Source organism: Algoriphagus oliviformis, assembly GCF_017254915.1.
GTDB classification, from domain to species: domain Bacteria; phylum Bacteroidota; class Bacteroidia; order Cytophagales; family Cyclobacteriaceae; genus Algoriphagus; species Algoriphagus oliviformis.
In genome coordinates, this window is the sequence record NZ_JAFKCT010000001.1 from 198,826 (window position 1) to 212,282 (window position 13,457).

A 13,457-nucleotide genomic window follows, 5' to 3' on the forward strand; every position below is an offset into this window, starting at 1 on the left:
CCTGATTCCTTGAGGCTTTTTGATGAGATCCTAGATTAATTGTTCAGGAGGTTGAGCAGGGTGGTCAGCCTCGCTTTCAGCTGGCGGCGATCGATGATGAAGTCGAGAAAACCGTGCTCCAATACGAACTCCGCACTCTGGAAGCCCTTTGGAAGGTCCTTGCCTATGGTCTCCCGGATTACCCTCGGACCGGCAAAACCGATCAGGGACTCCGGCTCGGCAATGTTGAAATCCCCGAGCATAGCATAGGAAGCGGTGACCCCACCCGTGGTGGGATCGGTCAGCAGGGAAATATAAGGGATGGCTGCCTGGTCAAGCAAGGCGAGCTTGGCGGAAGTCTTTGCCATCTGCATCAGGGAAAATCCCGCTTCCATCATCCGGGCACCACCCGACTTGGAAATCATCAGGAAAGGAACCTTGTGCTTCAGCGAGTGGTCGATGGCACGGGCGATCTTCTCCCCCACGACAGAGCCCATGGATCCGCCGATAAAGTTGAAGTCCATGCAGGCTACCACCAAGTCCAATCCGTTCATTTTGCCATAAGCCGTACGCACGGCGTCGTTGAGTTCGGTCTTTTTGATGGTGGCTTCGATCCTGGAAGTGTAGGGTTTGGTGTCGCTAAACTTCAGCGGGTCTCCGGACTTCATGTCCGCGTCCAGCTCGGTGAATTTGTTGTTGTCAAAGAGGATTTCGAAGTATTCCTTGGAGCCGATCTTTACGTGAAAATCGTCGTCAGGACATACGAAAGCATTGTTTTTGAGCTCCCGGGTATGGATGATGTTGCCATTTGGAGTCTTAAACCAAAGCCCGTCAGGAGCATCTTTTTTCTCAGCTGTGGAGGTTTTGATGCCTTTGTCAGTTCTTTTAAACCAAGCCATATAGAATTGTTAGGTTGTTATTTTGACAAGTCAAAGGACGCAAATTTAGACCGAATCTCCATATAAATAAAATTAAGGATCGGGATGCTGCCGAAAGCACACCCTTTTTCTCCCCAGAAAATGCACTTATCCGCGGGATGAATTTCACATTGTTCTAACTTGCGGGGGAAATACGAACTTTCCTGTCAGCCAAACGGCACATTCCCAGAATAAACCATGAGTTTAGCCCTCCTTCTCCTGATTTCCGGCGTCCTTTTGTACGCCGCCTACCGATACTACGGCGCGTTTGTGTACAGGAAATTTGGGCTGGACGACTCCCGCCAGTCCCCTGCGCACCGACTCAGGGACGGCGTCGACTACGAGCCCAGCAAGCCGATTGTGGTCTTGGGGCACCATTTTGCTTCCATCGCCGGGGCTGGGCCGATCGTGGGACCGATCATCGCGGTGACCTTTGGGTGGATCCCCGCAGTGATCTGGATTTTGGTAGGGGGGATTTTCTTTGGCGCGGTACATGATCTGGGAAGTATGGCCGCCTCGCTGCGTACGGAAGGAAAATCCATCGGCGTAATCATCCGAAACCAAATCGGAGCCAAGGGAAAACAACTTTTCATCCTGTTCAGCTTTTCGACGCTGATCCTCGTGATCGGGGTTTTTGCGGACATCATCGCCAAGACCTTCATTGCCAATCCCGGCGTGGGCTCTGCCTCCATTCTCTTCATCCTCCTCGCAGTCGGCTTCGGCTTTCTCAACCGCCTGGTCGGAAGCGGGAAAGTCGCCTTCGCGATTATCACGGTAGTGGGGGTGGTTTTGATGTACTATTTTGTTTATCTCGGTACCCAGATCCCGATCGCCCTGAGCTATGAGGTGTGGATCGCCTGTCTTTTGGGCTATGCGTTTTTGGCCTCGGTCGCTCCCGTGAGCCTTTTGCTCCAGCCTCGGGACTACCTCAACAGCTATCTGCTCTACGGGATGATGATCGCCGCCGTCGTGGGGGTATTCATCGCCAATCCCCAGATCGAGATGAGTACGCAGATCCAGACCTCCAGCGAGAGCCTTGGCTTTGTGTTTCCGGTGCTGTTTGTGACCATCGCCTGCGGTGCCATCTCCGGGTTCCATTCCCTAGTAGCCTCGGGTACTACTTCCAAGCAACTGGACAAGGAAAGCGATGCCAAGGTCGTTGGTTTTGGCGGGATGCTGATCGAGTCTTTCTTGGCGATCATATCCGTGGGAGCGGTGGCCATTCTTTCCCAAGAGGAGTACACGACTCGTCTCGGTTCGGAAGGGCCAGTGGCGCTTTTCTCCAACGGAATAGGGGGAATGATCGCCACGCTGGGCATTTCCGAGACTTTCGCCGTCGGTTTCGTGGCACTGACGGTGTCGGCATTTGCGCTGACGACCTTGGATACCTGCACGAGGCTGGCGCGGTTTACCCTACAGGAATATTTTGAAGATATGCCTCAGCCTGCCGCGCAGACAGTGGCCAAAAACCGCTACCTGTCCACCGGCATCGTGGTGTTGCTTTCCGTGCTGCTGCTGCTTTCCGGCGAGTTCAGTACGCTCTGGCCGATTTTCGGATCCGCCAACCAGCTTTTGGCAGCCCTCGCCCTGCTTACCATTGCGGTGTGGCTGATCCGCAAAAACATCCCCGCCACCTTTGTGATGATCCCGATGTTCTTCATGTTCACCGTAACCTTGGCATCCTTGGGTCTTTTCGCCTGGAAAAACTTCCAGGAAAAAGGCTATGTGCTCGCCATCATCGCAGCGCTGCTGTTTGTTTTGGCCATTTCACTGATTTATCTGGCGTTCAAAAGCCTGAAGGCCGAATCCACCGCTGCTGTCAAAGCATAGTGCATTCTAGGGAAAGCTTTCTCCAAAAAAAAGAGGGCAAGTACGGTCATCGTACTTGCCCTCTTTTTTGCATTTCTTCGGCATCAAAGGGAATTGAACAGGGCCGGGGCTTTCTTGGGAATCCTCCAAGCCAGCGTAAAGCTGATCAGGTAATCCGCAAAGGCCGCATCCCCATGCACCTCCCGCTCCGGTGTGGAGTTTTCGATATCGGTCACGCTTTGCGTTCTGTTTCTGAACAAAGCAATCGGCACATTGAGCGTGCCAGTGACATCTCCCCGCATGTAGGTGATGCCCGGCTCCACCGAGATGATGTAGCCCGGTCTTCTGAATCCGTCGCTTCCCCCAAAGGCGTCGCGTACCGGAATCCCCTCAAAGCGTCCACCCAGCGAGGCACCGAGGCCGTGGATCTTCTCAAAAGACCTGAACACGCCTGTCCGCACGGCAAACTGGTCCGGCACGCTCATGATCGCTTCGTTTGGCCGGCTTCGGTTGGTAGGCGTCCCGTTGGTTTCCTTGGGGTTAAACATATAGAAGCCGTCGTAGTACCAAAAATTGGTGCTGCCGATGTTCCACAAGCCCTGAAAATCCACGATCAGGCCGGTACCGCCGTCCCCAAGCTGGATGGACTGGTCCACTGTCAGTTCGGTAGGGACTTCATCCTCTCCCTTGTAGAAGGTGCTGGTGGCGGCATAGTCTCCTGTGGGGAATTTGAGTCCCAATCCAATGGCTGTGTTGCCCTTTTTTGCCTTCTCCCCCGAAAGCAGCCAATAGCCCGCGCCGATTCTCATGTCGCTGAAGCCTTTGGAATAGGTCGTATGCCTATCCTCCCGATTGTGCTCGTAGAGCGAGCTTCGCTCGTTGTACTGAAAAGGGAGGGAGACGATCCCATAGAGCCGCTCGGTGAAGGCATAGCTCACGTTGATATCGAGCCCGTGCTGGTGGTTGATCACCTCGGTACCATTTTCGACGCGCTCAGGCTCTTCGTGGGAGCCGCGAAAATGCCGAAAAGACTTGAAATAGCGGTAGTTGGTGCTGATGTTCCATTCGCCCTGATTGAGGATATTCCCCTGACCGACGGCGTTGCCAAGACCGGAAAACTGGCGGATAGCCACACAGCCTTGGGCCATGGCATCTTGCCCGACAGCAAGCATGGCCAAAGCGATAATTGAAGTGAGTATATGATTTTTCATGTTGTTCGATTTTATGTTTATGGATTAATCGGCGCCGTCTGTACGGGCCTTGTCTATGGTGTATTGGGCGACATTGCGGCCTTGCTGAGTCCCCACTGTAGCGTCGAAGGTCCAATGGATACCTCCGTAAACCCTAGAAACCGCAGCTTCCTCCGCCCACGCCCGGACCATGTCGGCCTCTGCAGGAAACACATAGGCTAGCACCTCTGATGCAGCCGCGGAAAACACGGAATGTCCAGAAGTATAAGAAGGGAAATTCGGCGTCCCGGCTATCGTCTCAAAACCCTCGATCTGCTGAATGGGGCGGGGATAGTGATAGTAGTATTTTGCATCCCAGCAGCTGATTCCACCGTCCATGATGGCCATGTTCATGTAAGCCAGCGTTCGGGCCGCCCTCAGCGTGCTCATTTTATATTTTACTATAAAGCGGTTGGCAAAATCATTCCAATGCCCAGGAGGTGTATAGGTTCCCAAGCCATCTTGCCAAAAATTGGCAATCTTCCTGCGCTCCAGCGTCCGGTGGGCGGCGTACTCTTGGAGAAGCTTCACATCCGCCTCATACTCGGCCGAGCCTGGGGCAGGCGGCATACCTGGCCTGGTTGCCTCGACATTGGGGACATTCCACATCTTCACTTTCCCAAAAAGAGGAGTCAGGCCTACCGGGCGCTGCGGAGACTCCAAGTTGACCCATTTCCAGCCAAACCGCTCAAAAGCCGCATTGGCGATCGAGTCAGACACTGCTTTGGAAGTTTGGGCATTTTTCATCCCATCAGCCGATGCCCTGGCCAAGGCCTTGACAGCGATCTGATCGCCAATCTGGGCCCCTGCCTCGATATCGCTCTTCACAAACTCACCCGAAAGCAGCAGACTTTGCAGGTGCTCGGCTTCCTTCCGCTCCAGATAGGCCGCTTCCAGGGGAAACATCGCCGTGAGAATCTTGCGTGAAGCAGTCGCGATCACTGCCCCGTCGGATGGATAGGCAGGAATGTCCTGCTCCTGGTAGGCAAAAGGAACCGAGGGGTCCACTTTATAAGCGGCAGGACGCTGGTAGTGATACTTATAGTGCCATGCCGAGATCAGCCCGTCAAACTGGGCCACCGAAAGGTATGCCAGTGCCCGGCTTGCATAGGGAGGATGGGCGAAAGGGAAAGCCGGTGGGCCATCCGGACTTGCAGGGTTTGGAAGCGTGTAGGTCCCGTCTGGATTTGGGCCTGGGATGAGGTTGTACTTGGCGATCAGTTCGAGCGCTATCTCATTCCATCGCACCACCGGATTGTTGGTCCAATGCGCGAGCTTCTCTCTTTGGAAGTCGCTCATCTGCTGGATGGCCGACTTGGTCGCTGTCAATTCGGCCTGGTATTCCGATGAATTGGTCGCCGCAGGCTCCGCAATCTCCAGATCCGACGCAGCCGAGATCAAAACAGGCCTCCAGGTCCCACCGTCGACATCCAAGGAAGCGTATGCGTAGCTTTCGAAGGCCAACTCGGTCGGCAGATCTTTGTGGCAGGAAGTGAGGGAAAGGCATATAGCCGAAATGGCGTAGAGTAGATGTTTTTTCATGGAGCGTTTCTTTTATTTCAAAAGCCGAAACTGATAGGTTGCCCCCACACCGAATCCGGTCATCTTCGGGGCATTTTTTCCGTCAACGACTTGACTGAAGTAAGCCAAGATTCCCAAGCCTTTGACTTTTGGGAAATAATAGTGGGCAAAGCCGCCCACACGGTCCATATTGACCCTATTGGTCGGTTGGGGCGCATTGTAGGCCCGGATGTCGTCTCCGGAGGTCGAGCGCTGGGCACTGTAGCCGACTTCGACACGCAGGCTGTTGGCCAAAAACCATTTTCCCAAAACCGCCTCGTAGTTCCACGAGCTGGGGACATCCATCCAAGCCGTGTAATAGCTCCCGTCGTTGTAATAATACTCCCGCTCGGCTTGGGTGTATCCTTTCCAGACATAGCCCCCCACTGCCCGGATGTAGAGTCCATTGCTCCACTTTTGGTGCGCAATAGCCCTCCAAGCAAGCTGTGGCGTGCCCAGTCCCAAAGCATAGGGCTGGTAGTCGGAGAGATAGTCGGAGGCCCGGTTGGAGAAATTCAGGGATGCATAGGCTGAAAATTCACCCTTTTCCGTTGCTTTTTTGAATGCCTGGTATTTCACCCCCACGGCATAATCCTGAAATCCAGAAGTCCCGGCAAATTTCCCCCCGTTGGGAAGCGTGGAGTTGGTAGAAACGTAGGGGATACCCACATACAGATCCAACTTGTTGGTGAGGCCATAGGCCGCCATCAGTAGGGCGGTTCTGCGCTGCACAGTAGCGATGGTCGCGTTGTCGCGGAGCGTAGATCCTTCCCAGTACTCGTCAAATTGCCCATACTCGTAGCTTCCGAGAAAGCAGATTTCCCGATGGGGCATCATCAGCTCGTCCGTCGGGGACTGAGCCCAAGCATGGCAAGACAGCGCCAAAAGGAGCACACAGAGCCCCGTTTGGCACTTCGAATAGAAGTTCATCACAGATAGTTGAGAAGATAAATTGGATAGATAGCCAAAACGGCAACGTCGCTTGCGGGCGAACGGCATCCCTTTCTGGCGGAGGTAAGCACATGTCATTTGGCTTCAGCCTAGCTTCAGTCAGACATGAAAAAAAAAACTCAGGAATACTGCGGAGGCGGCGAGTCAGGCGTGGAACAAGGACTCATGTAAGGTGAAAAAATAAACCCAATCTTATCTTTGACGGCCACGGGAGCCGTCTGAGCCAAGTGATACAACTCAGGCTCGATATAGTCTTTCACAAAGAGTTTCAGCTGCGTCTTACCATTTTGGTCTTGCGGGAGTGCATCGTCAGTCAGGGAAGAAATCCAGCTTTTGACCGTAGAGACCAGCGCTCTCCTGGCGGTATCCGGCACATAGACGATCTGTAGCGTGTCGTTTTGGTAGCGCTGCTTGATCGCTCGGAAGTACCTGCCGTCCTTTTCAAACTTGGTATTGGTCGCCTGAAACTCTTCCTGATTGGACATGTAAGGAGCCGCGAGCGGTATCTCCATCAGCCGCTCCTCCAATTCGCCCACCTGCTCCCCGTAGATTTTATCCTGCCAGTGGCTCTCGATGGAGTATTGATAGGAATAATAGAACGCGTAGTAGCCAAAATGGTAGATGGCGAAGCAAAGTAAAAGAGCTATGGCTACGGTTTTTCTCAAGGGGTTATCTGGGATTCAGCTCGAAAATTAAAAAAAATAAAATTCGTTTGTGAAAAAAGCCGATGTTTCTGCGAAACAAAATATTTTATTCTGAAATATTGGCCATTCACGATGTTTTCACACATCCATGCTCTGGGCTAAGATCAAAAGCAACAGTGCCAGCAAAAAAAACTTTCCATAGAAGGAGATGACTTTTCTTCTATTGAACCTGTCCAGAAACCAAAGGACCAGCACAGGCCTCAACAAGCCCACCAAAAGACTCAGCAAAGCAAAGGCGCAAAGCGCGATAAGAAATACCTGAACTGCCTCTAGCATCCCCAAAAATAGAAAAGGAACGACTTTCGCCGTTCCTTTATTTTTCCAAAACCCAAAGGGCTTACTTCTTTTTCTTCACTTCCCGCATCTCGTAGCCTTCGATGGTATCGTCGATTTCGATGTTGTTGAAGTTTTTGATGGAGATACCGCACTCGTATCCTGCCTTCACCTCGGCCACGTCATCCTTGAATCGCTTCAGCTGGTCGATCTCGCCTTCGTGGATTACGATACCGCCACGGATCACGCGGATCTTGTTCTTTCTGGTGATGTAGCCATCCATGACGTAGGAACCGGCCACGGTGCCGACCTTGGTGATCTTGAAGACTTCACGCACAATGATGTTACCGGTGATGACTTCCTCAAATTCTGGCTCCAGCATCCCTTCGATCGCGTCCTTGATCTGGTTGATCGCGTCGTAGATGATGGAGTAGTGGCGGATCTCGATCTCTTCCTGCTCGGCGAGTTTCTTGGCATTGGAAGAAGGCCGTACCTGGAAGCCCAAGATGATCGCATCCGAAGCGGATGCCAACAGGACATCAGACTCGGAGATCTGTCCCACACCCTTGTGGATGATGGATACCTTGACCTCGTCTTTGGAAAGCTTGAGCAAGGAATCGGAGAGTGCCTCCACTGAACCATCCACGTCACCTTTGATGATGATGTTGAGTTCCTTGAAGCTACCGATAGCCAGACGGCGACCGATCTCATCCAAAGTGATGTGCTTCTTGGTACGCAAGCTCTGCTCCCGCTGGATCTGCTCTCTGGAGTTGGCGATTTCCCTCGCTTCACGCTCGGTATCGTACACCTTGATGGAGTCACCCGCCTGTGGTGCACCGCTCAGTCCGAGTACCTGTACCGGAGTGGACGGGCCAGCTTCCTTCAGCTTTTTGCCTTTGTGGTCAAACATCGCCTTCACACGGCCGTAGTGCTGGCCACCCAGCATCACGTCGCCGATTCGCAGCGTACCTGCCTGCACCATGATCGTGGCCACGTAGCCGCGTCCTTTGTCCAGGGATGCTTCGATCACGGAGCCGACGGCATTTTTGTCCGGATTGGCTTTCAGCTCGAGGATCTCGGCTTCGAGCAATACTTTCTCCAGCAGCTCGTCGATACCCTGGCCGGTTTTGGCGGAAATATCCTGAGACTGGTATTTACCACCCCACTCTTCTACGAGGAGGTTCATGTTGGCAAGTTCTTCTTTGATCTTCTCAGGACGCGCGTTTGGCTTATCCACTTTGTTGATCGCGAAGATCATCGGTACGCCCGCCACTTGGGCGTGGTTGATGGCTTCTTTGGTCTGAGGCATGATGCTGTCGTCCGCTGCGATCACGATGATCGCGATATCGGTGAGCTTCGCACCACGGGCACGCATCGCGGTAAAGGCCTCGTGACCTGGAGTATCGAGGAAAGCGATCTTGTGTCCGTCCTTGGTCTTCACGTCGTATGCACCGATGTGCTGGGTGATGCCCCCCGCTTCGTCGGCAGTGACTTTGGACATACGGATGTAATCCAGCAAGGAAGTCTTACCGTGATCGACGTGCCCCATGATGGTCACGATAGGGGCTCTTTCGATCAGATCCTCTTCCTCGTCGCTGGATTCTTCCACCAGCTCGTCCTCGATAGACTTGGTAAACTCCACGTCGTAGCCAAACTCATCGGCGATGATCGTGATCGCTTCCGCATCCAGTCGCTGGTTGATGGACACAAACATGCCCAAAGACATACAGGTAGAGATGATCTGGTTCACCGATACATCCAGCAATGCCGCAAGGTCATTGGCAGAGATGAACTCGGTCACTTTCAATACTTTGGACTCTTCGCCCTCCAGTTCGGTATCGCGATCCCTTTCGGCGCGCTTGTCCCGACGTGATTTGGTCTTGCCTCCTCCCGGCTTGGAGCCTTGGAGACGGGCTAGTGTCTGCTTGATTTGGTCTTGGATTTCCTTCGCGGTAGGCTCGGCCTTTTGTACCCGCTGCGGGTTCTGTCCACCTTTTTGGTTGCCGCGCTGTCCCGGTCTGCCACCACGCTGATCCTGTCCCGGTCTGTTTCCTCCAGGGCCACCTTGGTTAGGCGATCCCGGCTTGTCGATGCGCTTACGAGGGCGCTTCTTGTCGCGGTTTCTCTCATCGGAGGAAGCCACGGGACCGGATTTCTTCTTGGTGCGGTCGACTGGAAGTTCGATCTTGCCCAATACGGTCAAGCCCTTCAGGGAATCCGCCTTGGCGGCGATGACCTGCTCTTGGGCAGGCTCATCCTTGTCGGCTTGGGGTGCTCCGGGTGCTGGCGTAGGCTTGGCAACTGGCCCTTGGGGCTGAGCTGGCTTGGGAGCCTGTGGTGCCGGCCTCTGAGGCTGGGCAGGTGCAGGCTTCGCTGTCGCTTGCGGCTTGTCGCTCTTAGGAGCGGCAGGCTGCTGCGGTGCAGGGGCAGGCTTGGGAGCCGGCGCAGGCGCTGCTGGCTTGGGAGCCAAATCTATTTTGCCCAGGATCTTGATCCCCTCGAGCTTGGGTGCTTCGGGAGCGATCTTCTCTGAAGCCGGCTCCGGAGCCGGAGTAGGCTTAGGCGCTGGACTAGGGGTGGGTGCGGCAGGTTTTGGTTCTTCCTTATGAACCGGTGCAGGAGCCGGCTCGGGGGCTTTTTCCTGCTTGGGTGTTTCAGGTTCGAGCGAAATAGGCTCGTGACGCTTCCCTATTGAAAGGTGGGAAGCTTCCTCTTTATCCAGGGCTGAGGATTTGAACTCTTTTTCCAGCATAGCCACTTGTTCCATGGTTATCTTGGAATTAGGATTGTTCTCTACCTCAAAGCCCCTCTTAGCCATGGACTCAACTATGGTTGCCGTACCCACGTTGAGTTTTCTGGCTATCTGGCCTAAACGCATCATTTTCTCGTCTGACATAAGCAAAAACCTCTTTCGAAATCTTAAGTAAAATTAGGGTATTCTCAAGGGGATGTCCCCATTTATTGTTCAAATTCTTGTCTGAGGATGCGGAAGATCTCGTCTACCGTCTCCTCTTCCAGTTCTGTACGACGGGTCAGATCCTCCTTGGTGAGCGCCAAAACGCTCTTGGCGGTGTCCAAACCTGTCTTTTTCAGCTCATCGATGATCCAAGCGTCGATCTCATCCACAAATTCGTTGAGATCCACATCTTCGTCGTCGTACTCGTTCAATTCGCGGAACACGTCGATTTCGTATCCTACCAATCGGCTTGCCAACTTGATGTTGAAACCTCCCTTACCGATAGCCAAGGACACTTGGTCTGGCTTCAGGAAAACGGAAATCCGCTTTCTCTCCTCGTCCACGTTGATCGAAGACACCTTTGCCGGGCTGAGTGCACGGGTCACGTACAGTTCCAGGTTTTCGGTATAGTTGATCACGTCGATGTTCTCGTTCTGCAATTCCCGCACCACGGCGTGGATTCTGGAACCTTTCATCCCGACGCAGGCTCCCACCGGATCGATGCGGTCGTCATAGGACTCCACGGCCACTTTGGCGCGCTCACCCGGCTCACGCACGATCTTTACGATCGTGATCAAGCCGTCGTAAACCTCGGGCACTTCGTTTTCGAAGAGTCGCTCCAGGAATACCGGTGAGGTACGGGAAAGGATGATCTTCGGATTGCCGTTGATCATGTCCACGCGATGGACGATAGCCTTCACGGAGTCCCCTTTTCTAAAGCGGTCTTTCGAGATCTGCTCGGCCTTGGGCAGGATCAGTTCGTTGCCATCTCCGTCGATCAGCAGGATCTCGCGACCGAGGATCTGATATACTTCGGCAGAGATGATCTCTCCGACTTGTTCCTCGTATTTGTTGTACAGGATATCTTTTTCGAGGTCTTTGATCCGCTGGATCAGGGTCTGGCGTGCCATCTGCACGGCACGGCGTCCAAACTCTTCCAGCTCGATCTTCTCGTATACCTCCTCGCCGATCTCAAAGTCCGGCTCGATCTTTCGGGCTTCGGTGAAGCTGATCTTGTCAAAATCCCAAATGTCCTCGGAGTTGTCGTCCACGATCTCCCTGATCCGGAAAATCTCCAGGTCACCTTGGTCTGCATTGATCGTGACGTCGAAATTCTCGTCAGTCTCAAATTTCTTACGGATCATCGCTCTGAACACATCTTCCAGAATACGGATCATGGTAGGGCGATCCACATTTTTAGACCTCGCAAAATCTGCGAACGATTCTATTAAGATTTTGGCATCCATTTGAGTTATTTAAAAGATACTTGTACGATAGATTTTTTGATTTCTGCAAAAGGGAAAAAGACTTCCTCTTCTGTGGCTTTTTTCCCTTTTTCCTTCTTCTTCACCAGAAGTTTCACCTTTTCCGCCTCGACTTCCAGCAGCTTACCGGTCACGTCGGTCCCGGAGACCAGAGTCATCTTCAGCTCACGGCCGATGTTTTTCTGATACTGCCTTCTGCTGCTGAGCGGAAAGTCCAGCCCGGGAGAAGACACTTCGAGCACGTAGGCTTCCCCGACCATTTCCTTTGCCTCCAACTCCTCAGAAACCGCGCGGCTCACCTTGGCGCAAACGTCAATAGTGACGCCCTGATCCGAGTCGATGAGGATCAAGACGCGGGTTTTGCCCGCTTTCTCCTCCAGCTTTACCTCCACCACAAAGTGGGACGCATCCGGAAGATGCTTCTCCACCAATTCTTCGATAGCTAGCCTCAGTTCAGTCATAAGTTGGAATAATGAAAGAGGGGACTTGCTGTCCCCTCCAGAAACTTTCGAATACGCTGCAAAAGTAATATAAAGAATCCCGAATTACAAAATGGGCTCCCTGAATACGATCCGTTTAGGAATAAAACCCAAAAAACGCGGCCAAAAACTTTCGTTTTGCCTTGCCATTAATTCCTTTAGATTCAGGAAACAAAAAAATCTTCTTTATCTCAGTTTTGTCGATATAAGATAATAATTTTGCCGACCCACGTTTAAAAACGGTACTCCGGTACCGACTTAAACTCTAAACTCCAGTAAAAAGCCAATCAATCAGTATAAAATGGGATTATTTGATTTTTTCTCTAGTGATATCGCCATTGACTTGGGTACCGCAAACACCCTGATCATTCACAAGGATAAAATTGTGGTGGACGAGCCCTCCATCATCGCCATCGACAAGACCAGCAACCGAGTGCTTGCCGTGGGCCGGGAGGCCATGAACATGCACGAGAAAACCCACGAGAACATCAAAACCATCCGCCCCCTCAAGGACGGCGTGATTGCTGACTTCTACGCTGCCGAGCAGATGATCCGCGGACTCATCAAGATGATCCCCGGGCAGAAGAAGGGGATGTTTCCCCAATCCCACCGCATGGTGATCTGTATCCCATCAGGCATCACCGAGGTGGAAAAACGCGCCGTGCGCGACTCCGCCGAGCATGCCGGAGCAAAAGAGGTCTACATGATCTATGAACCCATCGCAGCGGCCATCGGTATCGGCATCGACATCGAGAAGCCCATGGGCTCCATGATCGTGGACATCGGGGGTGGTACCACGGAGATCGCGCTGATCGCCCTGTCCGGCATCGTCGCCGACCAGTCCATCCGCGTGGCGGGGGACACCTTTACCAAAGACATCCTCGACTACATGCGCCGACAGCACAACCTCCTGATCGGGGAGCGCTCCGCGGAAAAAGTCAAAATAGCCATCGGCTCCGCCCTCACCGAGCTGGATGAAGCTCCAGACGACTACGAGATCCGAGGCCGAGATCTGATGACCGGCATCCCCAAAGTCATCAAGGTATCCTACTCCGAGATCGCCTTTGCCCTGGACAAATCCGTGTCCAAGATAGAAGAAGCGGTACTCAAAGCCTTGGAGATCGCTCCTCCGGAACTCTCCGCCGACATCTATGACAACGGTATCCACCTCACTGGCGGGGGTGCCCTACTCAAAGGCCTGGACAAGAGGCTGCACCAAAAAACGAAGCTCCCCATCCACATCGCCGAAGATCCACTTCGCGCCGTGGTAAGAGGCACAGGCACCGCCCTGAAAAATATCCAAAACTTCCGAACCGTCCTGATGACTTAAGTACT

Annotated in this window: 11 protein-coding genes; 2 read left to right on the plus strand and 9 right to left on the minus strand. The window is 53.2% G+C overall.

Annotation, left to right across the window (positions count from 1 at the left end):
- Window positions 1-35 precede the first annotated feature (35 nt).
- Window positions 36-878: an acetyl-CoA carboxylase, carboxyltransferase subunit beta gene (accD, locus tag J0A68_RS00930; RefSeq protein WP_206576301.1), complete on the minus strand. Its 843-nt coding sequence runs from the start codon at window positions 876-878 to the stop codon at window positions 36-38.
- Between the two features lie 216 nt (window positions 879-1,094).
- Between accD and J0A68_RS00935 the strand changes: the two genes are divergently transcribed.
- Window positions 1,095-2,726, plus strand: coding sequence for a carbon starvation CstA family protein (locus J0A68_RS00935; protein ID WP_206576302.1), 1,632 nt, complete (start codon window positions 1,095-1,097; stop codon window positions 2,724-2,726).
- 83 nt (window positions 2,727-2,809) lie between these two features.
- Here J0A68_RS00935 and J0A68_RS00940 read toward each other — a convergent pair whose 3' ends face one another.
- The 8 genes from J0A68_RS00940 to rimP form a co-directional block, all read right to left on the minus strand.
- Complete coding sequence (locus tag J0A68_RS00940; protein ID WP_206576303.1) at window positions 2,810-3,916, minus strand: hypothetical protein; 1,107 nt, start codon at window positions 3,914-3,916, stop codon at window positions 2,810-2,812.
- A 24-nt stretch (window positions 3,917-3,940) separates the two neighbouring features.
- Complete coding sequence (locus tag J0A68_RS00945) at window positions 3,941-5,476, minus strand: vanadium-dependent haloperoxidase (RefSeq protein WP_206576304.1); 1,536 nt, start codon at window positions 5,474-5,476, stop codon at window positions 3,941-3,943.
- Window positions 5,477-5,488: 12 nt separating this feature from the next.
- Complete coding sequence (locus J0A68_RS00950; protein ID WP_206576305.1) at window positions 5,489-6,424, minus strand: transporter; 936 nt, start codon at window positions 6,422-6,424, stop codon at window positions 5,489-5,491.
- Window positions 6,425-6,564: 140 nt separating this feature from the next.
- The gene (locus J0A68_RS00955) at window positions 6,565-7,110 is read right to left on the minus strand and encodes a hypothetical protein (protein WP_206576306.1); all 546 of its coding nucleotides are present in this window, start codon (window positions 7,108-7,110) and stop codon (window positions 6,565-6,567) included.
- A 117-nt stretch (window positions 7,111-7,227) separates the two neighbouring features.
- Window positions 7,228-7,425 carry a hypothetical protein gene (locus tag J0A68_RS00960; protein ID WP_206576307.1) on the minus strand — a complete coding sequence of 66 codons (198 nt, stop codon included), beginning with the start codon at window positions 7,423-7,425 and terminating at the stop codon, window positions 7,228-7,230.
- Between the two features lie 61 nt (window positions 7,426-7,486).
- Complete coding sequence (gene infB, locus J0A68_RS00965; RefSeq protein ID WP_206576308.1) at window positions 7,487-10,318, minus strand: translation initiation factor IF-2; 2,832 nt, start codon at window positions 10,316-10,318, stop codon at window positions 7,487-7,489.
- A 62-nt stretch (window positions 10,319-10,380) separates the two neighbouring features.
- Entirely contained in the window at window positions 10,381-11,625 is a 1,245-nt protein-coding gene (nusA, locus tag J0A68_RS00970) for a transcription termination factor NusA (RefSeq protein ID WP_206576309.1), read from the minus strand.
- Window positions 11,626-11,630: 5 nt separating this feature from the next.
- Entirely contained in the window at window positions 11,631-12,104 is a 474-nt protein-coding gene (rimP, locus tag J0A68_RS00975; RefSeq protein WP_206576310.1) for a ribosome maturation factor RimP, read from the minus strand.
- A 319-nt stretch (window positions 12,105-12,423) separates the two neighbouring features.
- On the opposite strand from rimP, the gene J0A68_RS00980 reads away from it, so the two are divergent.
- The gene (locus tag J0A68_RS00980; RefSeq protein WP_206570680.1) at window positions 12,424-13,452 is read left to right on the plus strand and encodes a rod shape-determining protein; all 1,029 of its coding nucleotides are present in this window, start codon (window positions 12,424-12,426) and stop codon (window positions 13,450-13,452) included.
- Window positions 13,453-13,457 lie beyond the last annotated feature (5 nt).

Coding starts and splice junctions, on each gene's coding strand:
- accD (WP_206576301.1), bottom strand. CDS start 878: ATGGCTTGGTTTAAAAGAACTGACAAAGGCATCAAAACCTCCACAGCT.
- J0A68_RS00935 (WP_206576302.1), top strand. CDS start 1,095: ATGAGTTTAGCCCTCCTTCTCCTGATTTCCGGCGTCCTTTTGTACGCC.
- J0A68_RS00940 (WP_206576303.1), bottom strand. CDS start 3,916: ATGAAAAATCATATACTCACTTCAATTATCGCTTTGGCCATGCTTGCT.
- J0A68_RS00945 (WP_206576304.1), bottom strand. CDS start 5,476: ATGAAAAAACATCTACTCTACGCCATTTCGGCTATATGCCTTTCCCTC.
- J0A68_RS00950 (WP_206576305.1), bottom strand. CDS start 6,424: ATGAACTTCTATTCGAAGTGCCAAACGGGGCTCTGTGTGCTCCTTTTG.
- J0A68_RS00960 (WP_206576307.1), bottom strand. CDS start 7,425: ATGCTAGAGGCAGTTCAGGTATTTCTTATCGCGCTTTGCGCCTTTGCT.
- infB (WP_206576308.1), bottom strand. CDS start 10,318: ATGTCAGACGAGAAAATGATGCGTTTAGGCCAGATAGCCAGAAAACTC.
- nusA (WP_206576309.1), bottom strand. CDS start 11,625: ATGGATGCCAAAATCTTAATAGAATCGTTCGCAGATTTTGCGAGGTCT.
- rimP (WP_206576310.1), bottom strand. CDS start 12,104: ATGACTGAACTGAGGCTAGCTATCGAAGAATTGGTGGAGAAGCATCTT.
- J0A68_RS00980 (WP_206570680.1), top strand. CDS start 12,424: ATGGGATTATTTGATTTTTTCTCTAGTGATATCGCCATTGACTTGGGT.